The following is a 24,117-nucleotide window of genomic DNA, read 5'->3' as shown; positions in this document are numbered from 1 at the left end:
GGTTACTGGTCGGTATGCACCGGAGCGGGCGAACTCCCGAAGTTCGCCCGCTCTTCACATGCCGGCCGGTCCCCGACCTGCCGTCACTTCTTGAGGGCCTCGCCCACGACCCGGTTGAAGTCGTCCACCGTCATCAGCGGCTTGCCGTCGTTCAGCTGCTTACCGTCCATGACGAAGGCCGGGGTGCCCTGCACGCCTTCCTTGTTGTCGTCGAAGGTCTTGGACATGGCCATCGCCCAGGCGTCGAAAGTGCCCTTCTCGACCGCGTCCTGGAACTTCTTGTTGCCCTTCAGCTCCGGGACGGTGTTCGCGACCTTGATGAGGTAGCTGTCGTCCTTGAACTCGTCGGTCGTCTCCTCCGGGTGGTACTTCGCCGAGTACAGCGCGGCCTTGTAGTCGAGGAACGCCTGGTCGCTGACGTTCAGCGCGGCACCCATCGCGCTCAGCGCGTTCTTGGAGCCCTCGCCGTTGTCCTTGTTGTCGATGAACGTGGCGCCGACGAACTGCATCTTGTACTTGCCGTCGTCGATGTCCTTCTTCACGGTCGGACCGACGGTCTGCTCGAACTGGGCGCAGATGGGGCAGCGCGGGTCCTCGTAGATCTTCAGGGTCTTCTTGGCCGAGTCCTTGCCGATGACGACCGTGGTGCCCTTGGCTCCCGTGGTGTTGGCCGGGGCGACGACCTTGGCGTCCTTCTGGGCCTCCCAGTGGCTGGGCTTGTTGGCCTGGACGACCGCGTAGCCGATGCCGCCGGCTATCGCGAGGACGCCGACTATGGAGGCGGCGACGATGATCTGCCGCTTCGCCTTCGCCCGCTTGGCCTCGCGCTCGCGCTCGATGCGCAGCCGCTCACGGGCCGCCGTCTTCGCCGCCTGGCTGTTCCGCTTGCTCATGGTGATGTTCTCCGTCGGGGACGCGCACAGTTCGTGTGCGCAATACGTAAGGGGGACTGGCGGTGCTCGAAAGGTGCCTCACGCGAAGGCGGGCGAGCACGGCGGTCCACGTCGTCCCAGACAGCGGGCGAGGATCCGGTCGCGGGCGGTGGGCGTGCGGTCGGCGGACCGCGACGGCAGCCGGGGCCCGGCCGGGGCCCGGGTCACCGTCACCGCGGCGACCGCCAGCAGCAGCGGCCGGAAGGTGGTCGCCCCCACGGCGCGCAGCAGCTGGGCCAGGGCCCGCTCGCCCCGGCGCAGCCAGACGGCGGCGGCGAGCCCCACGCCGAGGTGCGCGCCGAGCAGCAGCCAGGCGGTGGCCGGGTCGGCGTGCGCCACCGCGGCGGCGAGGCGTTCGGTACCCGTGGCCCCGGCCATCCGGGCCAGCGGTGTGCCGATCTCACCGCCCCCGCACAGCACGTCCAGGCCGACCGACCGCAGCGGTCCGGCGACCGGGCCGCCCGACCGGCCGTAACAGGCGTGCTGTCCCGTGGTGAACACCGTGTCGGCGGCCAGTTCCAGCGGGATCAGCAGGGCCGCGATCCGTCCGAAGGAGCGCTCGCGGCCCGCGAGGGCGTACGCGAGCACGAACACGGTGGCGGCGACCGCGGCCACCGTGCCCATCGGCAGCGGGACCCGGGACAGCAGCACGTGCGACGCGGTGCTGAGCGTCACGACCACTGCCGTGAACAGCGCCGCGCGTACGGCTCTGAGCGGGATCCCGGATATGTCCATAGCGAGAGGAGAGTCTGTCACGGGGGCCGGTAAGGGACCCCTAAAGGATGCCTGTGAGAGAGCGGACGGCCAAAGCCCCGGCTCAGAGCTTCTTACAGACCGGGGATCCGGCCGTTGCGGAACAGGTCCACGAAGGTCTGGTGGTCGGCACGCGCGCGTGCGCCGTAGCTGTGCGCGAAGTCGGTCAGCAGCGGGACGAAGCCCTCCTCGTCGCCCGCGATCGCCGCGTCGATGGCCCGCTCCGTGGAGAACGGCACCAGGGACTCACCGGACTGGTCGTCCGCCGCCGAGTGCATCGTGGCCGTGGCCCGGCCGAGGTCGGCCACGACCTGGGCGATCTCCTCCGCGTCGTCGATGTCGCCCCAGTCGAGATCCACCGCGTACGGCGAGACCTCGGCGACCAGCTGGCCCGCGCCGTCCAGCTCCGTCCAGCCCAGCCACGGGTCGGCGTGCGCCTGGAGGGCGCGCTGGGAGATGACCGTGCGGTGCCCCTCGTGCTGGAAGTAGTCGCGGATCGCCGGGTCCGTGACGTGCCGGGAGACGGCCGGGGTCTGGGCCTGCTTGATGTAGATCACCACATCGTTCTCCAGGGCGTCGCTGTGGCCCTCCAGCAGGATGTTGTACGACGGCAGCCCCGCCGAGCCGATGCCGATGCCGCGCCGGCCGACGACGTCCTTCACGCGGTAGGAGTCCGGGCGGGCCAGCGAACTGTCCGGGAGCGTCTCCAGGTAGCCGTCGAAGGCGGCGAGAACCTTGTAGCGCGTGGCCGCGTCCAGCTCGACGGAGCCGCCCCCGGGCGCGAAGCGCCGCTCGAAGTCGCGGATCTCGGTCATCGACTCCAGCAGCCCGAACCGGGTCAGCGACCGGGCGTCGCGCAGCGCGTCCAGCAGCGGGCCCTGTGCCGTGTCCAGCGTGAACGGGGGCACCTCGTCGCTCTTGGCGCCGGTGGCCAGGGCGTGGATCCGCTCGCGGTAGGAGACCGCGTAGATCGTCACCAGCTCGGAGATCTGCTCGTCGCTGAGCGCCTTGGCGTACCCGATGAGGGCGATGGAGGCGGCGAAGCGCTTCAGGTCCCAGGTGAAGGGGCCGACGTAGGCCTCGTCGAAGTCGTTGACGTTGAAGATCAGGCGGCCGTTGGCGTCCATGTACGTGCCGAAGTTCTCCGCGTGCAGGTCGCCGTGGATCCACACGCGCGAGGTGCGCTCGTCCAGGAACGGGCCGCTGAGTACTTTCCCGCCACCCCGCCCGGCGTTCTCCTCGTCCAGGTCGTGGTAGAAGAGCGCTGCCGTGCCCCGGTAGAACGCGAAGGCCGAGGCCGCCATCTTCCGGAACTTCACGCGGAACGCAGCCGGGTCGGCGGCCAGGAGCTCGCCGAAGGCGGTGTCGAAGACGGCGAGAATTTCCTCACCGCGGTGCTCGTCGTCGAGCTGCGGGAACGACATCGCTGGGTGCCTCCTGGTGGTGCGTCTGGGGACGGCAGGTCCGCCCTCTGCGTAACGTGCGGCGGTCCGCGGGAGTGCCCGCGAGCCCCGCACGAAGGTACGCGGGTCAGGCCCCCGAGTGTCAGTGGCGAGGCATAGACTTCGACGCTGTCCCCCAGACTGTCCGCAGCCTGTCGGGCCCCATTCGACATACGTTTTCCCTGGAGGCCGCAGCCGTGTCAAAGCCGCCGTTCACGCACCTGCACGTCCACACCCAGTACTCGCTGCTGGACGGTGCCGCGCGGCTGAAGGACATGTTCAACGCGTGCAACGAGATGGGCATGTCGCACATCGCCATGTCCGACCACGGCAACCTCCACGGGGCGTACGACTTCTTCCACTCCGCGCAGAAGGCCGGGGTCACCCCGATCATCGGCATCGAGGCGTACGTCGCGCCCGAGTCGCGCCGCAACAAGCGCAAGATCCAGTGGGGCCAGCCGCACCAGAAGCGGGACGACGTCTCCGGTTCCGGTGGTTACACCCACAAGACGATGTGGGCGGTGAACAGGACCGGCCTGCACAACCTCTTCCGGCTCTCCTCGGACGCCTACGCCGAGGGCTGGCTCCAGAAGTGGCCCCGGATGGACAAGGAGACCATCGCCCAGTGGTCCGAGGGCATCGTCGCCTCCACCGGCTGCCCCTCCGGCGAGGTCCAGACCCGGCTGCGTCTCGGCCACTTCGACGAGGCCCTCAAGGCCGCCGCCGACTACCAGGACATCTTCGGCAAGGACCGCTACTTCCTGGAGCTGATGGACCACGGCATCGAGATCGAGCGCCGGGTCCGCGACGGCCTGCTGGAGATCGCCAAGAAGCTCGGCATCCCCCCGCTGGTCACCAACGACTCGCACTACACCTACTCGCACGAGGCGAGCGCCCACGACGCCCTGCTGTGCATCCAGACCGGCAAGAACCTCTCCGACCCCGACCGCTTCAGGTTCGACGGCACCGGCTACTACCTGAAGTCCACGGACGAGATGTACGCCATCGACTCCTCGGACGCCTGGCAGGAGGGCTGCGCCAACACCCGGCTGATCGCCGAGATGGTCGACACCACGGGCATGTTCGAGAAGCGCGACCTGATGCCCAAGTTCGACATCCCGGAGGGGTACACGGAGGTCAGCTGGTTCCGCGAGGAGACCCTGCGCGGCATGCACCGCCGCTTCCCGGACGGCATCCCGGACGACCGCATGAAGCAGGTCGAGTACGAGATGGACACCATCATCTCGATGGGCTTCCCGGGCTACTTCCTCGTGGTCGCCGACTTCATCATGTGGGCCAAGAAGCAGGGCATCGCGGTCGGCCCCGGCCGAGGCTCCGCGGCCGGCTCGATCGTCGCCTACGCCCTCGGCATCACCGACCTCGACCCCATCCCGCACGGCCTGATCTTCGAGCGGTTCCTCAACCCCGAGCGCATCTCCATGCCCGATGTCGACATCGACTTCGACGAGCGCCGGCGCGTCGAGGTGATCCGCTACGTGACGGAGAAGTACGGCGCCGACAAGGTCGCCATGATCGGCACGTACGGCACCATCAAGGCCAAGAACGCGATCAAGGACTCCGCGCGCGTGCTGGGCTACCCGTACGCGATGGGCGACCGCCTCACCAAGGCCATGCCCGCCGACGTCCTCGGCAAGGGCATCAACCTCGACGGCATCACCAACCCCGAGCACCCCCGCTACTCGGAGGCGGGCGAGATCCGGGCGATGTACGAGAACGAGCCGGACGTGAAGAAGGTCATCGACACCGCCAAGGGCGTCGAGGGCCTGGTCCGGCAGATGGGCGTGCACGCCGCCGGCGTGATCATGTCCAGCGAGACCATCACCGACCACGTCCCGGTCTGGGTCAGGCACACCGACGGCGTGACCATCACGCAGTGGGACTACCCGAGCTGTGAGTCGCTCGGCCTGCTGAAGATGGACTTCCTCGGCCTGCGCAACCTGACGATCATGGACGACGCCGTCAAGATGGTGAAGTCCAACAAGGGGATCGACATCGATCTCCTGAGCCTCCCGCTCGACGACCCCACGACCTTCGAACTGCTCCAGCGCGGCGACACCCTCGGCGTCTTCCAGTTCGACGGCGGCCCCATGCGCTCCCTGCTCCGGCTGATGAAGCCGGACAACTTCGAAGACATCTCCGCCGTGTCGGCCCTGTACCGCCCGGGCCCGATGGGCATGAACTCCCACACGAACTACGCGCTGCGCAAGAACGGGCAGCAGGAGATCACGCCGATCCACCCCGAGCTGGAGGAGCCGCTCAGGGAGGTCCTGGACGTCACCCACGGCCTGATCGTCTACCAGGAGCAGGTGCAGAAGGCCGCCCAGATCATCGCCGGCTACTCGCTCGGCGAGGCCGACATCCTCCGCCGCGTGATGGGCAAGAAGAAGCCCGAGGAACTGGCGAAGAACTTCGTGCTGTTCAAGGAGGGCGCCCGTAAGAAGGGCTACAGCGACGAGGCCATCCAGGCGCTCTGGGACGTGCTGGTCCCCTTCGCCGGCTACGCGTTCAACAAGGCGCACTCCGCCGCGTACGGACTCGTCTCGTACTGGACGGCGTACCTCAAGGCGAACCACCCCGCCGAGTACATGGCCGCGCTCCTGACGTCCGTGAAGGACGACAAGGACAAGTCGGCCGTCTACCTCAACGAGTGCCGCCGCATGGGCATCAAGGTGCTCCCGCCGGACGTCAACGAGTCGGTGTCCAACTTCGCCGCCCAGGGCGACGACGTGATCCTCTTCGGCCTCTCCGCCGTGCGCAACGTCGGTACGAACGTCGTCGAGTCGATCATCAGGTGCCGCAAGGCCAAGGGGAAGTACACCTCGTTCCCGGACTACCTCGACAAGGTGGAGGCGGTGGTCTGCAACAAGCGCACCACCGAATCGCTGATCAAGGCCGGCGCCTTCGACGCCATGGGCCACACCCGCAAGGGCCTGACCGCGCAGTACGAACCGATGATCGACAACGTGGTCGCGGTCAAGCGCAAGGAGGCCGAGGGGCAGTTCGACCTCTTCGGCGGCATGGGGGAGGAGCAGAGCGACGAGCCGGGCTTCGGGCTCGACGTGGAGTTCACCACCGAGGAGTGGGACAAGACCTATCTGCTCGCCCAGGAGCGGGAGATGCTCGGTCTGTACGTCTCCGACCACCCGCTGTTCGGTCTGGAGCACATCCTGTCCGACAAGGCCGACGCGGGCATCTCCCAGCTGACCGGCGGTGAGCACGCGGACGGCGCGGTCGTCACCATCGGCGGCATCATCTCGGGCCTCCAGCGCAAGATGACCAAGCAGGGCAACGCCTGGGCCATCGCCACCGTCGAGGACCTCGCCGGCTCGATCGAGTGCATGTTCTTCCCGGCGACGTACCAGCTCGTCTCGACCCAACTCGTCGAGGACGCCGTGGTGTTCGTCAAGGGCCGCCTCGACAAGCGTGAGGACGTGCCGCGGCTGGTCGCGATGGAGCTGCAGGTCCCCGACCTGTCGAACGCGGGCACCAACGCGCCCGTCGTACTGACCATCCCGGCCACGCGGGTCACCCCGCCGCTGGTCAGCCGCCTCGGCGAGGTCCTCAGTCACCACAAGGGCGACAGCGAGGTCCGGATCAGGCTCCAGGGGCCGACCAAGACGACCGTGCTGCGCCTGGACCGGCACCGGGTGAAGCCGGACCCGGCGCTCTTCGGCGACCTGAAGGTGCTGCTCGGGCCGTCCTGCCTGGCGGGCTGACGCCGCGGGAGCGGGCTCTTGACGCGCGTGAGGGGCGTACCCGGTACCTGGTACGCCCCTCGCGCATGTGCGTGGGTCTCAACAACCCGTTACACAGATGTCAGTTGTGGCCGAAGCTGCGCTTCCGCTTGCGGGACGCCACGTCGCCGGGGGTCAGCTCGACCTCGGGCTGGGGCTCCGTCTCCGCCGCGGGGCTGCGGTCCGCCCGCTGCCCGCGTTCGGTCGGACGCTGCTGCTTACGGTCACGGTTCTTGTTCTTGGCCATGGTGATGCCTCCTGTGGGGGACTAGGGGCCAGGGCCGGGACCAGATTCACACAGGCCGACAACGATCGCATGTCGGACAATTACCCTGCGTGACAGGGGCAGTCGGAGCGGGCCGGAGCGAAACGCCACGCCGAAGATCGAGTTCCGGCCGTTAACCTCCGCGCCGTCGGGCAGACTCGAAGCAAGCCCGAAGCAAACCTCCCGGGAAGAGGGTGAGTCGTGTGGACCGCTGCATCGTCCTGGTGGACGCGGGGTATCTGCTGGGGGCGGCGGCGAGTCTCCTCGCCGGAGAACCCTCACGATCCCGGATCACCGTCGACCACACCGCCCTCATCCAGGGGCTGCGCGAACGCGCCGAGTCGGACACCCAGCAGCCGCTGCTGCGGATCTACTGGTTCGACGGCGCCCCCGACCGCGTCCCGCAGCCCGAGCACCGCAGGCTGCGCGTGATGCCCCGGGTCACCGTCCGGCTGGGCGCGCTGACCCGCAGCGACGGCCGCTGGGCGCAGAAGGGCGTGGACGCCGCGATGCACGCCGAGCTCACCGAGCTGGCCCGCAACCGCGCCTGCTCCGACGTCGTCCTGGTGACCGGGGACGGCGACCTGCTGCCGGGCATGATGGCCGCCAAGGAGCACGGTGTCGCCGTCCACCTGTGGGCCGTGCAGGCCGCCGACGGCGACTACAACCAGTCCGAGGACCTGGTCGCCGAGGCCGACGAGCGGCGCGTCCTGGACCGGGCGTGGATCACCAAGGCCGTCCGCGCCAAGGAGCACACCGGCGTGTGCGCCCCGCAGCCCGCGACCCGGCCCGAGATCGCCGCGATCCTCTCCGCCCCGCTGCCCGAGTCCGCGCTCGCCGCCGCGGCCGAGCGCCCCGCCCCGCAGCCGCAGCACCCCGCGACCGGCCCTGGGCAGAACGGCGCGGAGGAACGGGCGCCCGCCGCCAAAGTGGTCCCCACGCCCAAAGACCTGGCCGCCCTGCGCGCCCCCGGCCCCCAGTCCGCCCAGCAGCCCGCCTCCGCCACCCTCCGCTGGTCCTCCGACAAGGGCTGGGTCGACCGGCCCACGGCCGAGCCCCCCGAGGCCGCCTCGATGCCGACGCTCGCCCAGCTGACCACGGCCGAGCAGCGGTGGGCCGACCGCGAGGAGGACATCACCACCGTCGGCGGCGACCCCTACGAGGTGGGGCAGGTCTTCGCCCGGCGCTGGGTCGAGCGCCTCGGCGACCAGAGCCACCTGCAGAAACTGTCCGGGATGTACCCACGCATCCCGCACCGCGTCGACGGGGAGCTGCTGCGCTACGCCGCCCGCTTCGGCCTGCTCGCCCACAAGGACGACCAGATCGACGAGCGGGACCGCTACGCCATCCGGGCCGGTTTCTGGAAGGAGATCGGCGTGCGCACGGGAGTGGAGCACGCGCCCGTCGGCGAATGAGGACTTTGCCGACGGATTTCCCGCCCGGGACCGACCCGAGAGCGGGCCGGGGCAGTCGACCCCGTAGTCTCGTCCCTTGTGAGTAAGCGCGCGGCACAGGCATTTCGGCACGAGGGTGACGTCGTGTGCGCGGTGCGCGGGCTGACCAAGACCTACCCGGCCGTCCGCGGACGGCGCGGCGCTCCCGGAACACCCGAGGTCCGCGCCACGGACGACGTGACGCTGGACATCCGGCGCGGCGAGATCTTCGGCCTGCTCGGGCCGAACGGCGCCGGCAAGTCCACCCTCGTACGGCAGCTCACCGGGCTGATGCGGCCCGACCGCGGCAGCGTGGAGATCCTCGGGCACGACATCGTGCGCCACCCGGAGCGGGCCGCGCGGATCCTCGCCTATCTCGGGCAGGAGTCCACCGCCCTCGACGAGCTGACCGTGTCGCTCGCCGCCGAGACCACCGGGCGCCTGCGCGGCCTGGACATCCGGCGGGCGCGGGCCGAGCGGGACGACGTCCTCGACGAGCTGGGGCTCGCGCCGCTCGCCGGGCGGCCGCTGAAGAAGCTCTCCGGGGGCCAGCGGCGCCTGGCGTGCTTCGCCGCGGCGCTGGTGGGGGAGCGGCCGCTGCTCGTGCTCGACGAGCCGACCACCGGCATGGACCCGGTGGCGCGGCGGGCCGTGTGGTCCGCCGTCGACCGGCGGCGGGCCGACCGCGGGACGACCGTGCTGCTCGTCACCCACAACGTCATCGAGGCCGAGACCGTGCTGGACCGGGTGGCCGTCCTCGACCGAGGGCGGGTGATCGCCTGCGACACCCCGGCCGGGCTCAAGGAGCAGGTCGCCGGCGAGGTGCGCGTCGACCTGGTGTGGCGGGACGCCGCGCCGCTGCACGTCCCCGAGGTGGCCGCGCTGCGGGACCGGGCCGTGGAGTCGGGCCGCCTGTGGACGCTCCGGCTCGGGCCCGAGGAGGCCCGGGCGGTCGTCGCCACCGTCACCGGAGGAGCCGCCTTCGCCGCCCTGGACGACTTCACGCTGGCCACGCCGAGCCTGGAGGACGTGTACCTGGCGCTGGGCGGTGCCGCGCAGCAAGGGCTGGTGAAGGCGTGAGGAACGTGAGGAACACCGAGGCCTTGAGTGCGTGGGCCGCCGCGTACGTACCGAACAGGGCGACTGCCGCAGTGGACCCGACGAAGGGGAGCAGCGCGACGTGAGTGTCGTACCCGCCGATGTCCTGCCGGGCAGTGCCCTGGCCGTGGACGAGCCCGCCGTGTGCGCGGCCGAGCTCGGACCCCGGGCGCGGCTGTGGCCGTCGCTGGCGGCCGTGTACCGGGCGCAGCTGTCCCGGGCGCGGGTCGCGCGGATCCCGCTGCTGTTCGTGGCGACGTTCCAGTCGGTCGGGATCATGATCCTGATGCGCGGGGTCGTGGACGACGGGGCGGAGGCGCAGGCCGTCGTCGCCGGGTCGTCCGTCCTGGTGGTGGCCTTCGTCGCGCTGAACCTGCTCGCGCAGTACTTCGGGCAGCTGCGGGCCAGCGGCGGGCTCGACCACTACGCGACGCTGCCGGTGCCGCCGGCGGCGGTGGTGCTGGGCGCGGCGGGCGCGTACGCGTCGTTCACCGTGCCCGGGACCGTCGTGACGGCCGTGTTCGGCTGTGTGCTGTTCGGGCTGCCGCTGGCCCATCTGTGGGTCCTGGTGGCCGTGATCCCGCTGGCGGGCGCCGCGCTTGCCGGGCTGGGGGCGGCGCTCGGGCTGCTCGCGCCCCGGCCGGAGCTGGCCACGCTGCTCGGGCAGCTGGGCATGTCGGCGGCGCTGCTGCTGGGCGTGCTGCCGGCGGACCGGATGCCGGAGGTCGTGCGGTTCGCGCGGGATCTGCTGCCGTCGACGTACGGCGTGGAGGCCTTCGCGCGGACGTTCGGGCCGAACCCCGACTGGGCCTTCGTGCTCGGCGACCTCGCCGTGTGCGGGCTCGTGGGCGTGGTCTCGCTGGCCGTGGCGACCTGGGCGTACCGCCGGGCGGCCGTCCGGTGAGCGGGGAGGGATCGTCCGGTGACGCGGGGCACAGGCGGGCCTGGCACGATGGCAGGGTGACCGCACCACTGAATCCGCCACCGCCGCCGCATGAACGTTCCGCACAGGATGCGTGGCCGCCGCCGGGCGCCGGGTCCGGGGGGCACGGATCCCGGGCTCCCGGGTCTCAGCACGCCGAATACGCCGAACGCGCCGACTACGCCGCGTACTCCGGGCACGGCTGGTACGGGCAGGACGGGCCCGGCATGAAGACGGAAATGCGGGAGGCCGGCGTGGTCGCCCTCGCGGTGGCGCTCGGCGGGGTGCTGCTCGGAGTGCTGTGGTGGTGGCTCGCGCCGCACGTGCCGCTGATCGGGGACGTGGTCGAGGGGAAGTGGATCGTCTACCTGAAGGACACCGAGGGGGAGCAGGCCGTCGGGGTCGACGGCACGTTCTCCTTGCTCGGGCTGGCCTTCGGGGTCGTCAGCGCCCTGGTCGTGTTCCTGCTGCGGCGGCGTGGGGGTGTGCCGCTGGTGGTGGGGCTGGCCATCGGGGGGCTGCTCGGGTCGTTGCTGGCCTGGCGGGTCGGGGTGTGGCTCGGGCCTGCGGAGGACGTGGTCGCGCGTGCGCGGGAGCTGGGGCGGGGGGTGACGTTCTCCGCGCCGTTGAAGTTGGGGGCGAAGGGGGCGTTGCTGGCCTGGCCGCTTGCCGCGCTGCTGTTGCATCTCGGGCTCATGGCGTTGTTCGGGCCTCGGGATCCGGAGCCGGAGCTTGGGCATGGGCCTTATGAGGCACCGCCTGCCGCATAAGTGCCCGGCGTTTGGGCTGAGGCGGGGTGGGTGCGCAGCCCGGCGTAGCGGGGTGCCGCTGCGCCCACCCGTGCCGCCCTTAGCGGCACGATTGCCCGCAGCTCAAGTCAATCGCCCAACAGGGGCCAGTACCGCCCCCGTCAGCTTCTGCAAGTCCTCCGGGGACAGTTCCACCTCCAGCCCTCTCCGGCCCGCCGAGACGCAGATCGTCGGGTGGGAGGACGCCGATGCGTCGAGGACCGTCGGCAGCTTCTTGCGCTGGCCCAAGGGCGAGATACCGCCCCTGACGTAGCCCGTCGTGCGTTCCGCCAGGGTCGGGTCGGCCATCGTCGCGCGTTTGCCGCCCACCGCCGCCGCAAGGGCCTTCAGGTCGAGTTGGCCCGCCACAGGGACCACCGCGACCGTCAGGGCGCCGTCGATGTCGGCCACCAGCGTCTTGAAGACGCGGTCGGGGGAGACGCCCATCGCCTCGGCCGCCTCCTCGCCGTAGGAGGGGTGGGCGGGGTCGTGGTCGTAGGAGTGGACCGTGAACTCCACGCCCGCCGCCGTGAGGGCGACGGTCGCGGGGGTGCCGCCCGGCTGGTGCTGCTTCTTCGACTTCTTCGCCATCCCGGTCCGCTTCAGTTGAGACTCGTCGGGCCGCGCGTCAGGTCCGACGACGGCAACGACGGCAGATTACGGATGATGGCCGTCTCGGAGCGAAGGAGTTTCAGCTCGTCGCGCAGCCGGGAAGCCGTGTCGGGCGCCTGGAGCAGGCGTTGCTTGGTGGGGGTGTCCAGCATCATCGCCGCGGCCACCAGGTACGACACCACGCCCGGCTCGTCGGGCAGGTCGGCGCCGGTCGTCAGGGACCGTTCCCGCGCGCCCGCCAGCCGCTTCTGGTACTGGCGGAAGGACCGCAGCACCCCCTCGGCCAACGGCGCCGCCTCGTCGCCGGGTTCCTCCGGCAACGTCTCCAGCTCGGCCGTCAGGAACGGACCCGACGCCTCCACCGACAGCAGCCGTACCCGGGTCGTGCCGGTCGCCAGCACCTCGAAGGAGCCGTCGGTCCGCTCCCGGATCGTCGCCGCGTCCGCGATACAGCCCACCTTGTGGAACGCCTTGGCCGGGTCCGCGCCGAAGCCGGCGGCGGGCCCCCGCTCGGGCAGCGACGTGGGGTCGGGCATGCCGGGCGCGCTCGGGGCCACCTCGTGGCCGTCGCGGATCGCCACGACGGCGAACCGGCGCGGCTCGTCCTCCGGCGTCTTCAGCAGTTCGCGCATCATGGCGCGATACCGCTCCTCGAAGACGTTGAGCGGGAGCACGAGCCCCGGGAACAGCACCGAGTTCAGGGGGAAGAGGGGGAGCCGGACGGTGGTCACGACGCAAAAGCCTAATGGTCGCCGGAGCGGACTCGTCCGCCCCGTTCACTCCGTGGATGCCCGGCAGGCCGGACGGCTGCTCCGGACAGGATGTCGTCGCGTACCCGCAGGAAGTGGCCGAGCGGGTCGTCCGACACCTGGTCCCAGGGGAACGAGGTGGCGTACGGGCCGTTCAGGAGCAGCTGTTCCCGGGCGTCCGGCCAGCGCTCCAGGCGCACCAGGACGAAGACCAGCAGGTTCCGCATCCGGGCCGGCCAGGGGTCGGCGGCCGGCAGCCGCGGGGACAGAGCGATGGCCCGGTCGGCGGCGGCGTCCAGCCGTTCGCGCGGCAGCTCGGGTCCGCAGCCGTCGGTGAGGTAGCCGAAGGCCGCCCGCAGCGGGAGCGCCTGGACGAGGGCGTCGGCGGGCGCGTCCTGGGCGGCCCGGTCGGCGAAGTCGAAGCACTCCTGGTGCGAACCGTGCCAGGAGGCGGCCAGATAGCGCAGGGCCGATTCGTGGCAGCCGTAGTGGTGCGGGGCGCGGCGGACGGCCGCCGCCCACAGTTCCTCGAAGTAGCTGTGTCCGGCCTGGGCGCCGCGCGCGTGGTCCAGCGCGAGCCGCCAGGGGACGGGATCGCCGTGGTCGGCCCGCGCGGCGGCCGTGATCAGCGGGCTCACCTCGCGCAGCGCCTCGGCCCGGGCCGGTGACCGCCAGGCGCGGTCCACCGCCAGCTGGGCCCCGAGCAGCAGCGCGTCCGGGTCCTGCGGGGCCGTGGCGAGCCAGGCGTCCAGCCAGTCGGGGCGCGAGCGGGCGAAGGCGGCCAGCCGGGTCACGTACCGGTCGCGCCGCTCCCACTCGGCCGCCGCCCGGGTCGCGCGGAGCAGCCCGGAGGCCGGTCCGTGGTCGCCGCGGGCGGCCGCGACCAGTGCCGGACTGAGCCGGGCGTCGGGCGCGTCGAGCACCACCTCGTCGTCGGCGCGCGGCCTGCTGACGGGGCGGGGAGCGGTCCTTGTCATCCGGCCCGGGCGGATGAACGGAAGCTGCATGGCCATGGTGCCGACCATTGAAAGTCCGCTGGTCATGGCGGCGCCAGATCGTTCGGGGAACTCGCGGAAAGTTGTACGCCGCAAGGTCAAGAGAACGTAAAGCTGTGACAGTTCAACAACACTGGTCACAGCGACATCATCAGTTGCGCCGCAGCAACCGTGTCGCCCCCGCCGCCACCGTCGTCGCCAGGATCCAGCCCAGCAGGATCATGGCCGTCGCCAGCCACTGCCAGCCCCCGCGCAACTGCCAGAAACCCACCTGGCCGAGGTCGATCACCGGCAGCAGCAGATCGAGCGTGAACAGCGCGGGGTTCCACTCCGGATGCTCGCCCCGCTTCAGCGGCGGATGCCCGGCCTGGGCGAAGGCGAATGAGCCCGCCGCCCACAGCACCGCCATCCACACCGCGGCCCGGGCCGGCCGGTACCCGTAGGCGACCGTCCAGTCCTGCGCGTAACCCCACAGCTTGGCGGCCGGCGGCAGGCTCTCCCGGTGCCGGCGCTGCTTGGCGAGCAGCACCTCGCGGGCGTCCTCGTCCTCCCCGCCGGCCCGCAGCACGGCCGCGAGCCGCTCGTACGGCTCCGGGTTGTACTCGGCGGTCGCCGCCGCCACCCAGTCCAGCCGCTCGGCCAGCGGGAACGGCCCGCGCGGCACCAGGTTCTCGTAGGTGAAGCCGCCCATGTGCAGCCGCCCGGGGCCGGGCCACGCGTCCGCCCGGTCCATCAGGTTGACGATCTTCGCCCCCGACAGCACGACACGCCCGCGCGCGGGACCCTCGCCGAGGAACCGCAGCTCCGGCGTCTGCACGCGGCGCAGTGACAGCTCCTGGTCGTCCGTGAGGGTGAATCTGGCCTGCTCGAAGTCGACCGCGTCGCCGAACCGCCCGTCGTCCAGCCGGATCCCGCCCTCGCACGCGAACCGCTGGATCCGAGTCCCGCGCGCCGGGGTCATCCCGCTCATCGCCTGGGCGCCGACGCCCGCCGGGGTCAGGTACAGGCTGCGCTCGACGGTCAGCTGCGGAGCGTTGAAGGCGAGCCGCTCGTACGGGTTGGACAGGCGGGCGCCGCGCAGGCTCAGGGACACGCCGATGGTGGCGGCGCGCAGGCTCAGCTCGCCGTGCGACTCCAGCAGCTCGGCCTGTAAGTCCTGGCCGACGGTCAGGCCGTCCGCGGCGATCGACCGGCCGTGGCGGTCCCGGTGCACGATCGCCTGGTTGAGCATCAGGTCCGTGCCGATCTGGGCGTCCGTGAGCCGGATGCCGCGGTGGAAGCGGCAGCGCGGCAGATGCAGATCGCCCTCCGTCTGCACCCGGGCCGCCTCCAGCCGCGGCACCGAGCAGTCCACCATCCGCACGGTCGTGAAGCGGGCCTCCGGCAGCAGCACGTCCTGCTCGAACCGGCACTGGCGCATCTCGACGTACGGCACCACCGTGCCGCCCGCGAGGTCCAGCGAGCCGCTGATCAGCACGCCGGTCAGTTTCAGCGACGACACCCGGCCGGCCAGGGCGGGCGGGCCGTCCAGGAGCAGCCAGCAGACGATCCGGGCCCGCACGGTCCGCTCCTCGCCCCAGGGGTGGCCGCCGTGCGGGTCGTCCACCACCGGGTCACCGCTGCTCAGGTCGTACACACTGCCGTTGCGGAACGCCTGCCACATCCCGGCCTCGGCCGCCGTCAGGTCGTCGGGCAGCTCCCCGGCACGCACGCCGGCCCCCTCGGTCACGTCTCTTCCTTCCTCCCCGGATACTCGCGGGTCAGATGCTTCGTACACCTGTTCATGCCCGCTGAGTGACGCCCCGAACGCGAAACGTGAAGGGGATCTTCCGGGTTCCGGCGCCGGTCTGTATCAGCCATTGATACGAGCGGACGGCGCGGGAATCGGGTCTGAGAGAATTGAGCACGTGATCTCCCGAATCGATCTGCGCGGCGACGCCCTCCCCGAGGGCCCCGCCCTGCGTGACCTGCTGCCCCGAGCCGAGTTCGACGTTCAGGCCGCCCTGGAGAAGGTGCGTCCGATCTGCGAGGACGTGCATCATCGGGGCGACGCGGCGCTGATCGATTTCGCCGAGCGGTTCGACGGGGTCAGGCTCGACCAGGTGCGGGTGCCGGCCGCCGCGCTCACGCGCGCGCTGGAGGAGCTCGACCCGGCCGTGCGCGCGGCCCTGGAGGAGTCCATCCGGCGCGCCCGGACCGTCCACCGCGAGCAGCGCCGCAGCACGCACACCACCCAGGTGGTGCCCGGCGGCTCCGTGACCGAGAAGTGGGTTCCGGTCGACCGCGTCGGGCTGTACGCGCCCGGCGGCCGGTCCGTGTATCCGTCCTCCGTGGTCATGAACGTCGTGCCCGCCCAGGAGGCCGGCGTCGAGTCCATCGCGCTCGCCTCCCCGGCCCAGGCCCCCGCTTTTGAAAATGATCCAGCCGGCGGGCTGCCGCACCCGACGATCCTCGCCGCCTGCGCCCTGCTCGGCGTCGACGAGGTGTACGCGGCCGGCGGTGCCACGGCCGTCGCGATGTTCGCCTACGGCACCGAGTCCTGCCCGCCCGCCACCATGGTCACCGGCCCGGGCAACATCTGGGTCGCCGCCGCCAAGCGCTACTTCACCGGCAAGATCGGCATCGACGCCGAGGCCGGCCCGACCGAGATCGCGGTCCTCGCCGACGACACGGCCGACCCGGTGCACGTCGCCTCCGACCTGATCAGCCAGGCCGAGCACGACCCGCTGGCCGCCGCCGTCCTGGTCACCGACTCCGCCGAGCTCGCGGACGCGGTGGAGAAGGAGCTGGAGCCGCAGGTCGCGGCCACCAAGCACGTCGACGACCGGATCCTCCCGGCCCTGTCCGGCAAGCAGTCCGCCATCGTCCTGGTCGACGGCATCGACGAGGGCCTGAAGGTGGTCGACGCGTACGGCGCCGAGCACCTGGAGATCCAGACGGCCGACGCCGCCGCCGTGGCCGACCGCGTCCGGAACGCCGGCGCGATCTTCATCGGTCCCTGGGCGCCGGTCTCCCTCGGCGACTACGCGGCCGGCTCCAACCACGTCCTGCCCACCGGCGGCTGCGCCTGCCACTCCTCGGGCCTGTCCGTCCAGTCCTTCCTGCGCGGCATCCACATCGTCGACTACACGAAGGACGCGCTGGCCGAGGTCGCGCACCACGTGGTCACGCTGGCGGAGGCGGAGGACCTGCCCGCGCACGGCGCGGCGATCAAGGCGAGGTTTGTCGGAGACGAACAAATGTCGCGCGGGTGGAAGGTGCCGGAGAGCAAGTGAGCGACGTACGCATCGACGATCTGCCCGTACGGGACGAGCTGCGCGGCAAGTCCCCCTACGGCGCACCCCAGCTGGACGTCCCCGTCCGGCTGAACACCAACGAGAACCCCTACCCGCTGCCCGAGCCGCTGGTCGAGCGCATCGCCGAGCGGGTCCGTGAGGCGGCCCGCAACCTCAACCGCTACCCGGACCGGGACGCGGTCGAGCTGCGCACGAAACTCGCCGAGTACCTGACCGACACCTCCGGCCACGAGGTCGGCCTCGCCAACGTCTGGGCGGCCAACGGCTCCAACGAGGTCATCCAGCAGCTGCTGCAGACCTTCGGCGGGCCCGGCCGCACCGCGATCGGCTTCGAGCCGTCGTACTCGATGCACGGGCTGATCGCGCGCGGCACGGGCACCGGCTGGATCTCGGGGCCGCGGGGCGACGACTTCACGATCGACCTCGCAGCCGCCGAGAAGGCGATCGCCGAGCACCGGCCCGACGTCGTCTTCATCACCACCCCCAACAACCCCACGGGCAACGCGGTCCCGCCCGAGACGGTCCTCGCGCTCTACGAGGCCGCGCAGGCGGCGAAGCCGTCGATGGTCGTCGTCGACGAGGCCTACATCGAGTTCAGCCACGGCGACTCGCTGCTGCCGCTGCTCGACGGGCGCCCCCGCCTCGTCGTCTCCCGCACGATGTCGAAGGCGTTCGGCGCCGCCGGCCTGCGCCTCGGCTACCTCGCCGCGCACCCGGCCGTCGTCGACGCCGTCCAGCTCGTCCGGCTGCCCTACCACCTGTCGGCCGTCACCCAGGCGACCGCCTTGGCCGCCCTGGAGCACACCGACACGCTGCTGGGCTACGTCGAACAGCTCAAGGCCGAGCGGGACCGCCTGGTCACCGAACTGCGCGCCACCGGCTACGAGGTCGTCGAGTCCGACGCCAACTTCGTGCAGTTCGGCCGGTTCGAGGACGCGCACACGGTCTGGCAGAAGATCCTCGACCGGGGCGTCCTGGTCCGGGACAACGGCATCCCCGGGTGGCTGCGGGTCTCGGCCGGCACCCCCGAAGAGAACGACGCGTTCCTCGACGCGGTACGTGCACTGAAGAAGGAGCAGAGTTCATGAGCCGCACCGGACGCGTGGAGCGGACGACCAAGGAGACCTCGGTCCTCGTCGAGATCGACCTCGACGGCACCGGCAAGACGGAGATCTCCACCGGCGTCGGCTTCTACGACCACATGCTCGACCAGCTCGGCCGGCACGGTCTGTTCGACCTGACCGTGAAGACCGAGGGCGACCTGCACATCGACTCGCACCACACCATCGAGGACACCGCCCTCGCCCTCGGCGCCGCCTTCAAGCAGGCCCTCGGCGACAAGGTCGGCATCTACCGCTTCGGCAACTGCACGGTCCCGCTGGACGAGTCCCTCGCCCAGGTCACCGTCGACCTGTCCGGCCGCCCCTACCTCGTGCACACCGAGCCCGAGAAGATGGCGCCGATGATCGGCGAGTACGACACCACGATGACCCGGCACATCCTGGAGTCATTCGTCGCCCAGGCCCAGATCGCGCTGCACGTGCACGTGCCCTACGGGCGCAACGCGCACCACATCGTGGAGTGCCAGTTCAAGGCGCTGGCCCGGGCCCTGCGCTACGCCTCCGAGCGTGATCCGCGCGCGGCCGGCATCCTCCCCTCCACGAAGGGCGCCCTGTGAACGGCATCTCGACCCTGCTGATCGTCGTCGGCCTGTTCCTCGTCGGCGGGATCTACTCCTTCGTCAAGCAGAAGATGCCCAAGGGCCTGATCGTGCTGCTCTCCATCGGCGCCGCGATGTGCCTGGCGGCCGGTGTCGTGAGGCTGGAGGTGTGGAATTGAGCGCCCCGTCGAGCTCCCCCTCGAAGAAGCAGAAGAAGGTCGTCGTCTTCGACTACGGCTTCGGCAACGTCCGCTCCGCCGAGCGTGCCCTCGCGCGTGCGGGAGCCGACGTCGAGATCACGCGTGACTACGACAAGGCCATGAACGCCGACGGGCTGCTCGTGCCGGGCGTCGGCGCCTTCGCCTCCTGCATGAAGGGCCTGCGCGAGGCGCGCGGTGACTGGATCGTCGACCGCAGGCTGTCCGGCGGCCGCCCCGTCATGGGCATCTGCGTCGGCATGCAGATCCTCTTCGCCCGCGGCATCGAGCACGGCGTGGAGAGCGAGGGCCTCGACGAGTGGCCCGGCTCGGTGGAACCGCTCCAGGCCGAGATCGTGCCGCACATGGGCTGGAACACCGTCGAAGCAGCGGCCGGCTCGCAGCTGTTCGCCGGCCTGGACCCGGACGCGCGCTTCTACTTCGTGCACTCCTACGCCGTCCACGACTGGTCGCTGGAAATCCACAACCCGGCTATGGAGGCCCCCAAGGTCACCTGGTCCACGCACGGCAAGCCGTTCGTCGCCGCCGTCGAGAACGGCGCCCTGTGGGCCACGCAGTTCCACCCCGAGAAGTCCGGCGACGCCGGAGCCCAGCTCCTCACCAACTGGATCGGAACACTGTGAGCAAGCTCGAACTCCTCCCCGCCGTCGACGTCCGTGACGGCCAGGCGGTGCGCCTGGTGCACGGCGAGTCCGGTACGGAGACCTCCTACGGCTCGCCCCTGGAGGCCGCCCTCGCCTGGCAGCGGTCCGGCGCCGAGTGGCTGCACCTGGTCGACCTGGACGCCGCGTTCGGCACCGGCGACAACCGCGCGCTGATCGCCGAGGTCACCAAGGCCATGGACATCAAGGTGGAGCTGTCCGGCGGCATCCGCGACGACGACACCCTCGCCGCCGCCCTGGCCACCGGCTGCACCCGCGTGAACCTGGGCACGGCCGCCCTGGAGGCCCCCGAGTGGGTCGCCGAGGTCATCGCCGAGCACGGAGACAAGATCGCGGTCGGTCTCGACGTCCGCGGCACGACCCTGCGCGGCCGCGGCTGGACCCGCGACGGCGGCGACCTCTACGAGACGCTGGAGCGCCTGAACAAGGAGGGCTGCGCGCGGTACGTCGTCACGGACATCGCCAAGGACGGCACCCTCCAGGGCCCGAACCTGGAGCTGCTGAAGAACGTCTGCGCGGCGACGGACCGCCCGGTGGTGGCCTCCGGCGGCGTCTCCTCGCTCGACGACCTCCGTGCGATCGCCGAGCTCGTCCCGCTCGGCGTAGAGGGCGCGATCGTAGGGAAGGCGCTGTACGCGAAGGCGTTCACCCTGGAAGAGGCATTGGAGACTGTGTCGTCATGAGCGATGCCGTACGGCGCGTGCAGAGCGGAAGTCCCTGGGAAGAGAGTTTCGGTTTCGCGCGCGCCGTGGCGGCGGGCGATCGGGTGCTGGTGGCGGGCACGACACCCTTCAAGGGCGATGTGCTGTACGGGGAGGGCGACCCGTACGAGCAGGCCAAAGCGGCCTTCACCAGTGCCCTCGAGGCGATCGGCGAGTTCGGGCTCGGTATCGAGTCCGTGGTCCGGACGCGGATGTATCTGGCACACACGCGCGACCTCGACGAAGTGGGCCGGGCCCACAAGGAGCTGTTCGACTCCGTGCGCCCGGTCGCGAGCTTCCTCGTGGTGGACGGCTTCGTCGACCCGCGCGTCCTGGTGTCGGTGGAACTAGAGGCATTCAGAGGAACGGTGGATTCATGACCCTGGCGGTCCGAGTCATCCCCTGCCTGGACGTGGACAACGGCCGGGTCGTCAAGGGCGTCAACTTCCAGAACCTGCGCGACGCGGGCGACCCCGTCGAGATGGCCAAGGTGTACGACGCCGAGGGCGCCGACGAGCTGACGTTCCTGGACATCACCGCCTCGTCGGGCAACCGCGAGACGACGTACGACGTGGTGCGCCGCACGGCCGAGCAGGTGTTCATCCCGCTCACGGTCGGCGGCGGGGTGCGCACCACCGAGGACGTGGACAAGCTGCTGCGGGCCGGCGCGGACAAGGTCGGCGTCAACACGGCCGCGATCGCCCGCCCGGAGCTGATCCGGGAGATCGCCGAGCGCTTCGGTCGCCAGGTCCTGGTCCTGTCGGTGGACGCGCGCCGCACCGAGTCCGGCTCCTTCGAGGTGACCACCCACGGTGGCCGCCGCGGCACCGGCATCGACGCCGTCGAGTGGGCGCACCGGGCCGCCGAGCTGGGCGCCGGCGAGATCCTGCTCAACTCCATGGACGCGGACGGCACCAAGGACGGCTACGACCTGGAGATGATCGCGGCCGTGCGAAAGCACGTGACCGTGCCGGTCATCGCCTCGGGCGGCGCGGGCAAGCTGGCGGACTTCCCGCCGGCCGTCGCGGCGGGCGCGGACGCGGTGCTGGCCGCGTCGGTGTTCCACTTCGGGGACCTGCGCATCGGCGAGGTCAAGCAGACGCTGCGGGAGGCGGGCCACCCGGTGCGGTGACCCGCCTGTCGGGAGCCCCGGTCGCGTGCCGCGGCCGGGGCTCCCCATGCTCTCTCGGGGGGGCCTCAGATCCCCAGCTGCTTCGTCTCGTGCAGCTTCGCGATCGCGTCCTCGTCGCCGTCCAGGTCGACCTTGGCCGAGCTCTGGCGGCCGTAGGAGAACAGCACCAGTTCGGAGGGTTCGCCGGTCACCGTGACCACCGGGGTGCCGCGCTGGGCGACCGCCGTCTGGCCGTCGGGGCGGCGCAGCACCAAGCCTGTCGGGACGTTTCGCCCCATCAGCCGGGCGGTGCGCTCCAGCCGGGACCACAGGGCGTCCTGGAAGACCGTGTCGAGCTCACGCGGCGACCAGTCGGGCTGGGCGCGCCGGACGTCCTCCGTGTGGACGTAGAACTCGATGATGTTGGACATCTCGTCGACCGGCTTGAGCGAGAAGGGCGAGAAGCGGGGCGGCCCCGTACGGATCAGCTGGATCAGCTCCTCGTACGGCTTGTCGGTGTACTCCGCCATCACCCGGTCCAGGCGCGGCGCGAGCTGCTTGATCAGTATCCCGCCGGCGGCGTCCGGGCGGCGCTCGCGCACCACCACGTGCGCCGCGAGGTCCCGGGTGGTCCAGCCCTCGCACAGGGTGGGCGCGTCCGGGCCCGCGGTCTCCAACAGATCGGCGAGGAGAAGTCGTTCACGCTTGGCATGGGTCGACATGGAGTCAGCCTACGACCGGCTCGAAGGTCCGCACAGTGGACACTCCACCTGGCCTGTCAGTGGCGCGCGGCACAATGGTCGGCATGACCAGCACGTCCCCCCGGCCCAGCCGCCTCGACCCGGAGATCGCCGCCCGCCTCAAGCGCAGCGCCGACGGCCTCCTGCCCGCCATCGCCCAGCAGTACGACACCGGAGAGGTGCTGATGCTCGGCTGGATGGACGACGAGGCGCTGCACCGCACCCTGACCACCGGCCGGTGCACGTACTGGTCCCGCAGCCGCCGGGAGTACTGGGTCAAGGGCGACACCTCCGGCCACTTCCAGTGGGTGAAGTCCGTCGCCCTCGACTGCGACGCCGACACCGTCCTGGTGAAGGTCGACCAGGTCGGCGCGGCCTGCCACACCGGCGCGCGCACCTGCTTCGACGAGGACGTGCTCCTCAAGGACTGCGGCTCCGACGCCCCCGCCCCGGATCAGTAAGGTCAGCGGACATGGACCTCGAGACGTTCCGCAAGCTCGCCACCGACCGGCGGGTCATCCCCGTCACCCGCAAACTCCTCGCCGACGGCGACACCCCGGTAGCGCTCTACCGCAAGCTCGCCGCCGAGCGCCCGGGCACCTTCCTGCTGGAGTCCGCGGAGAACGGCCGCTCGTGGTCCCGATACTCCTTCGTGGGCGTGCGGTCGGCGGCGACGCTGACCGAGCGCGACGGACAGGCCCACTGGCACGGCGCCCCGCCCGTCGGCGTCCCCACAGGCGGCGACCCCCTCGCCGCGCTGCGCGCCACCATCGAGGCCCTGCACACGCCCCACCAGGGCGGCATGCCGCCCTTCACCGGCGGCATGGTCGGCTACCTCGGTTACGACATCGTCCGCCGCCTGGAGAAGATCGGCCCCGGCGAGCGCGACGACCTGAAGCTGCCCGAGCTGACCATGCTCCTCACCAGCGACCTGGCCGTCATGGACCACTGGGAGGGCTCGGTCCTGCTGATCGCCAACGCGATCAATCACAACGACCTGGAGACCGGCGTCGACGAGGCCTACGTGGACGCCGTGGCCCGGCTCGACGCCATGGAGGCCGACCTCTCCCGCGCGGTCGCACAGCCCCCGGCCGCGCTCCCGCCCTCCGAGGTCCCCGAGTACACGGCCCTGTGGGGCGGCCCGGACTTCCAGGAGGCCGTCGAGGACATCAAGGAGCGCATCCGGGCCGGTGAGGCCTTCCAGGTGGTCCCCTCCCAGCGCTTCGAGACGCCGTGCACGGCGAGCGCGCTGGACGTCTACCGGGTCCTGCGGGCCACCAACCCGTCCCCGTACATGTACCTGTTCCGCTTCGACGGCTTCGACGTCGTCGGCTCGTCCCCCGAGGCCCTGGTCAAGGTCGAGGACGGCCGGGCCATGGTGCACCCCATCGCCGGCACCCGCTGGCGCGGCGCCACCCCGCAGGAGGACCAGGCCCTCGCCGACGAGCTGCTCGCCGACCCCAAGGAGCGCGCCGAGCACCTCATGCTCGTCGACCTGGGCCGCAACGACCTGGGGCGGGTTTGCGAGCCCGGCTCCGTCGAGGTCGTCGACTTCATGTCCGTCGAGCGGTACTCGCACGTGATGCACATCGTCTCGACGGTGACGGGCCGCGTCGCCCCGGGCCGCACGGCCTTCGACGTCCTCACGGCCTGCTTCCCGGCCGGCACCCTCTCCGGCGCCCCGAAGCCGCGCGCCATGCAGATCATCGACGAACTCGAACCGTCCCGGCGCGGGCTGTACGGCGGCTGCGTCGGCTACCTCGACTTCGCGGGCGACTCCGACACGGCCATCGCCATCCGCACGGCCCTCCTGAGGGACGGCACCGCGTACGTGCAGGCCGGCGCGGGCATCGTCGCCGACTCCGACCCGGTCGCCGAGGACACCGAGTGCCGCAACAAGGCGGCGGCGGTCCTCAGGGCCGTGCACACGGCGAATCGGCTGGGAAAGGCCTGAGATGAACCCCGGGTGACGGTTCGCCCGGGGT

General features: G+C 71.1%; 24 protein-coding genes. 15 read left to right on the top strand and 9 right to left on the bottom strand.

The annotated features are described in order from the left end of the window. Window positions 1–83 precede the first annotated feature (83 nt). The 3 genes from ACZ3I3_RS03625 to ACZ3I3_RS03615 all read right to left on the bottom strand — a co-directional run bounded on the left by ACZ3I3_RS03625 (window position 84) and on the right by ACZ3I3_RS03615 (window position 3,109). On the bottom strand, window positions 84–893 hold the full coding sequence (locus ACZ3I3_RS03625; protein WP_467362218.1) for a thioredoxin domain-containing protein: 810 nt from the start codon (window positions 891–893) through the stop codon (window positions 84–86). Window positions 894–971: 78 nt separating this feature from the next. Beyond that, window positions 972–1,667 (bottom strand): hypothetical protein, encoded by a 696-nt coding sequence (locus ACZ3I3_RS03620; RefSeq protein ID WP_467362216.1) that lies wholly within the window; start codon window positions 1,665–1,667, stop codon window positions 972–974. Window positions 1,668–1,759: 92 nt separating this feature from the next. Beyond that, window positions 1,760–3,109, bottom strand: coding sequence for a DUF2252 domain-containing protein (locus tag ACZ3I3_RS03615; protein ID WP_467362214.1), 1,350 nt, complete (start codon window positions 3,107–3,109; stop codon window positions 1,760–1,762). A gap of 215 nt (window positions 3,110–3,324) precedes the next feature. Here ACZ3I3_RS03615 and dnaE point away from each other — a divergent pair, with 215 nt between their 5' ends. Beyond that, entirely contained in the window at window positions 3,325–6,864 is a 3,540-nt protein-coding gene (gene dnaE, locus ACZ3I3_RS03610; RefSeq protein ID WP_467362211.1) for a DNA polymerase III subunit alpha, read from the top strand. A 100-nt stretch (window positions 6,865–6,964) separates the two neighbouring features. On the opposite strand, the gene ACZ3I3_RS03605 is transcribed toward dnaE, so the two are convergent. Beyond that, a complete protein-coding gene (locus ACZ3I3_RS03605; protein WP_356020618.1) occupies window positions 6,965–7,129 on the bottom strand; it encodes a hypothetical protein in 165 nt (54 codons plus the stop codon). 221 nt (window positions 7,130–7,350) lie between these two features. Here ACZ3I3_RS03605 and ACZ3I3_RS03600 point away from each other — a divergent pair, with 221 nt between their 5' ends. The 4 genes from ACZ3I3_RS03600 to ACZ3I3_RS03585 all read left to right on the top strand — a co-directional run bounded on the left by ACZ3I3_RS03600 (window position 7,351) and on the right by ACZ3I3_RS03585 (window position 11,370). Then, window positions 7,351–8,562: an NYN domain-containing protein gene (locus ACZ3I3_RS03600; protein WP_467362209.1), complete on the top strand. Its 1,212-nt coding sequence runs from the start codon at window positions 7,351–7,353 to the stop codon at window positions 8,560–8,562. A 123-nt stretch (window positions 8,563–8,685) separates the two neighbouring features. Further along, window positions 8,686–9,660: an ABC transporter ATP-binding protein gene (locus ACZ3I3_RS03595; RefSeq protein ID WP_467362719.1), complete on the top strand. Its 975-nt coding sequence runs from the start codon at window positions 8,686–8,688 to the stop codon at window positions 9,658–9,660. A 100-nt stretch (window positions 9,661–9,760) separates the two neighbouring features. After that, on the top strand, window positions 9,761–10,582 hold the full coding sequence (locus ACZ3I3_RS03590) for an ABC transporter permease (RefSeq protein WP_467362207.1): 822 nt from the start codon (window positions 9,761–9,763) through the stop codon (window positions 10,580–10,582). A 56-nt stretch (window positions 10,583–10,638) separates the two neighbouring features. Continuing rightward, window positions 10,639–11,370 carry an AAA family ATPase gene (locus tag ACZ3I3_RS03585; RefSeq protein WP_467362206.1) on the top strand — a complete coding sequence of 244 codons (732 nt, stop codon included), beginning with the start codon at window positions 10,639–10,641 and terminating at the stop codon, window positions 11,368–11,370. A 102-nt stretch (window positions 11,371–11,472) separates the two neighbouring features. On the opposite strand, the gene ybaK is transcribed toward ACZ3I3_RS03585, so the two are convergent. The 4 genes from ybaK to ACZ3I3_RS03565 form a co-directional block, all read right to left on the bottom strand. After that, entirely contained in the window at window positions 11,473–11,979 is a 507-nt protein-coding gene (gene ybaK, locus ACZ3I3_RS03580; protein WP_467362205.1) for a Cys-tRNA(Pro) deacylase, read from the bottom strand. Between the two features lie 11 nt (window positions 11,980–11,990). After that, on the bottom strand, window positions 11,991–12,731 hold the full coding sequence (locus tag ACZ3I3_RS03575) for an LON peptidase substrate-binding domain-containing protein (protein ID WP_467362203.1): 741 nt from the start codon (window positions 12,729–12,731) through the stop codon (window positions 11,991–11,993). An 11-nt stretch (window positions 12,732–12,742) separates the two neighbouring features. Further along, complete coding sequence (locus tag ACZ3I3_RS03570; RefSeq protein ID WP_467362717.1) at window positions 12,743–13,774, bottom strand: hypothetical protein; 1,032 nt, start codon at window positions 13,772–13,774, stop codon at window positions 12,743–12,745. A 121-nt stretch (window positions 13,775–13,895) separates the two neighbouring features. Then, on the bottom strand, window positions 13,896–15,473 hold the full coding sequence (locus ACZ3I3_RS03565) for an oxidoreductase (RefSeq protein WP_467362202.1): 1,578 nt from the start codon (window positions 15,471–15,473) through the stop codon (window positions 13,896–13,898). Between the two features lie 178 nt (window positions 15,474–15,651). Between ACZ3I3_RS03565 and hisD the strand changes: the two genes are divergently transcribed. From hisD to hisF, 8 genes are read left to right on the top strand one after another with little or no spacing between them, the layout of a single operon-like run. After that, on the top strand, window positions 15,652–17,019 hold the full coding sequence (gene hisD / locus ACZ3I3_RS03560) for a histidinol dehydrogenase (RefSeq protein WP_467362201.1): 1,368 nt from the start codon (window positions 15,652–15,654) through the stop codon (window positions 17,017–17,019). After that, window positions 17,016–18,128, top strand: a complete 1,113-nt coding sequence (locus ACZ3I3_RS03555; protein ID WP_467362199.1) for a histidinol-phosphate transaminase — start codon at window positions 17,016–17,018, stop codon at window positions 18,126–18,128. The genes hisD and ACZ3I3_RS03555 overlap by 4 nt, the downstream gene beginning before the upstream one ends. Further along, window positions 18,125–18,718: an imidazoleglycerol-phosphate dehydratase HisB gene (gene hisB / locus ACZ3I3_RS03550; RefSeq protein WP_003989586.1), complete on the top strand. Its 594-nt coding sequence runs from the start codon at window positions 18,125–18,127 to the stop codon at window positions 18,716–18,718. Before ACZ3I3_RS03555 ends, hisB begins: the two co-directional genes overlap by 4 nt. Next, a complete protein-coding gene (locus ACZ3I3_RS03545) occupies window positions 18,715–18,879 on the top strand; it encodes a hypothetical protein (protein ID WP_010039417.1) in 165 nt (54 codons plus the stop codon). Before hisB ends, ACZ3I3_RS03545 begins: the two co-directional genes overlap by 4 nt. Beyond that, on the top strand, window positions 18,870–19,541 hold the full coding sequence (gene hisH, locus ACZ3I3_RS03540; RefSeq protein WP_467362198.1) for an imidazole glycerol phosphate synthase subunit HisH: 672 nt from the start codon (window positions 18,870–18,872) through the stop codon (window positions 19,539–19,541). The genes ACZ3I3_RS03545 and hisH overlap by 10 nt, the downstream gene beginning before the upstream one ends. Next, window positions 19,538–20,263, top strand: coding sequence for a bifunctional 1-(5-phosphoribosyl)-5-((5-phosphoribosylamino)methylideneamino)imidazole-4-carboxamide isomerase/phosphoribosylanthranilate isomerase PriA (gene priA / locus ACZ3I3_RS03535; RefSeq protein ID WP_467362196.1), 726 nt, complete (start codon window positions 19,538–19,540; stop codon window positions 20,261–20,263). Before hisH ends, priA begins: the two co-directional genes overlap by 4 nt. Next, window positions 20,260–20,661: a RidA family protein gene (locus ACZ3I3_RS03530; RefSeq protein ID WP_307174630.1), complete on the top strand. Its 402-nt coding sequence runs from the start codon at window positions 20,260–20,262 to the stop codon at window positions 20,659–20,661. The genes priA and ACZ3I3_RS03530 overlap by 4 nt, the downstream gene beginning before the upstream one ends. Further along, complete coding sequence (hisF, locus tag ACZ3I3_RS03525; RefSeq protein ID WP_467362194.1) at window positions 20,658–21,413, top strand: imidazole glycerol phosphate synthase subunit HisF; 756 nt, start codon at window positions 20,658–20,660, stop codon at window positions 21,411–21,413. The genes ACZ3I3_RS03530 and hisF overlap by 4 nt, the downstream gene beginning before the upstream one ends. A gap of 65 nt (window positions 21,414–21,478) precedes the next feature. Here the strand turns inward: hisF and ACZ3I3_RS03520 are convergent, their stop codons facing one another. After that, complete coding sequence (locus ACZ3I3_RS03520; protein ID WP_467362193.1) at window positions 21,479–22,114, bottom strand: TIGR03085 family metal-binding protein; 636 nt, start codon at window positions 22,112–22,114, stop codon at window positions 21,479–21,481. A gap of 83 nt (window positions 22,115–22,197) precedes the next feature. Between ACZ3I3_RS03520 and hisI the strand changes: the two genes are divergently transcribed. Both hisI and ACZ3I3_RS03510 read left to right on the top strand, forming a co-directional pair. After that, window positions 22,198–22,593 carry a phosphoribosyl-AMP cyclohydrolase gene (gene hisI / locus ACZ3I3_RS03515; protein ID WP_467362191.1) on the top strand — a complete coding sequence of 132 codons (396 nt, stop codon included), beginning with the start codon at window positions 22,198–22,200 and terminating at the stop codon, window positions 22,591–22,593. Between the two features lie 11 nt (window positions 22,594–22,604). Next, window positions 22,605–24,086, top strand: coding sequence for an anthranilate synthase component I (locus tag ACZ3I3_RS03510; RefSeq protein WP_467362189.1), 1,482 nt, complete (start codon window positions 22,605–22,607; stop codon window positions 24,084–24,086). The last annotated feature ends 31 nt before the right edge of the window (window positions 24,087–24,117 follow it).

It is taken from the genome of Streptomyces sp. NPDC016851, from assembly GCF_055562795.1.
Note: the sequence above shows the minus strand (reverse complement) of the source record. Positions and strands in the feature narration are given on the sequence as shown.

What these genes read in the sequence shown, in the direction of transcription:
- ACZ3I3_RS03625 (WP_467362218.1), bottom strand. Translation starts at nt 893, where the DNA reads ATGAGCAAGCGGAACAGCCAGGCGGCGAAGACGGCGGCCCGTGAGCGG.
- ACZ3I3_RS03620 (WP_467362216.1), bottom strand. Translation starts at nt 1,667, where the DNA reads ATGGACATATCCGGGATCCCGCTCAGAGCCGTACGCGCGGCGCTGTTC.
- ACZ3I3_RS03615 (WP_467362214.1), bottom strand. Translation starts at nt 3,109, where the DNA reads ATGTCGTTCCCGCAGCTCGACGACGAGCACCGCGGTGAGGAAATTCTC.
- ACZ3I3_RS03605 (WP_356020618.1), bottom strand. Translation starts at nt 7,129, where the DNA reads ATGGCCAAGAACAAGAACCGTGACCGTAAGCAGCAGCGTCCGACCGAA.
- ybaK (WP_467362205.1), bottom strand. Translation starts at nt 11,979, where the DNA reads ATGGCGAAGAAGTCGAAGAAGCAGCACCAGCCGGGCGGCACCCCCGCG.
- ACZ3I3_RS03570 (WP_467362717.1), bottom strand. Translation starts at nt 13,774, where the DNA reads ATGGTCGGCACCATGGCCATGCAGCTTCCGTTCATCCGCCCGGGCCGG.
- hisB (WP_003989586.1), top strand. Translation starts at nt 18,125, where the DNA reads ATGAGCCGCACCGGACGCGTGGAGCGGACGACCAAGGAGACCTCGGTC.
- ACZ3I3_RS03530 (WP_307174630.1), top strand. Translation starts at nt 20,260, where the DNA reads ATGAGCGATGCCGTACGGCGCGTGCAGAGCGGAAGTCCCTGGGAAGAG.
- hisF (WP_467362194.1), top strand. Translation starts at nt 20,658, where the DNA reads ATGACCCTGGCGGTCCGAGTCATCCCCTGCCTGGACGTGGACAACGGC.
- ACZ3I3_RS03520 (WP_467362193.1), bottom strand. Translation starts at nt 22,114, where the DNA reads ATGTCGACCCATGCCAAGCGTGAACGACTTCTCCTCGCCGATCTGTTG.
- hisI (WP_467362191.1), top strand. Translation starts at nt 22,198, where the DNA reads ATGACCAGCACGTCCCCCCGGCCCAGCCGCCTCGACCCGGAGATCGCC.
- ACZ3I3_RS03510 (WP_467362189.1), top strand. Translation starts at nt 22,605, where the DNA reads ATGGACCTCGAGACGTTCCGCAAGCTCGCCACCGACCGGCGGGTCATC.